This window comes from Streptococcus humanilactis (genome assembly GCF_019448275.1).
GTDB classification, from domain to species: domain Bacteria; phylum Bacillota; class Bacilli; order Lactobacillales; family Streptococcaceae; genus Streptococcus; species Streptococcus humanilactis.
This window is the reverse complement of the sequence record NZ_JAHXBZ010000052.1, coordinates 1-225: the sequence shown is the minus strand read 5'-3', so window position 1 is coordinate 225 and position 225 is coordinate 1. Positions and strand designations below refer to the sequence as shown.

The following is a 225-nucleotide window of genomic DNA, read 5'->3' as shown; positions in this document are numbered from 1 at the left end:
TGATCAAGCTAAAGCTACTAAAGATAAAGAGATTGATGCGAATGATCAATTGAGTCAATCTGAAAAAGCGAAGGCTAAAGAAGCAACTAAGGCGGCAGCAGATGCAGCGAAAGTAGCTATTGAGGCAGCAACTGACCAAGCCGGAGTGACTGAGAAAGAAACAGCAGGCACAAACGCTATCAAAGCAGTGACTCCAGTAGGTAAAGAAAACGCTAAAAATGCGAT

Annotated in this window: 1 protein-coding gene; it reads left to right on the top strand. The window is 43.1% G+C overall.

The genetic code is table 11. The annotated features are described in order from the left end of the window. Positions 1-225: DUF1542 domain-containing protein (locus KV696_RS09830; RefSeq protein WP_219967537.1), on the top strand; the 225-nt coding region annotated here is incomplete at both ends.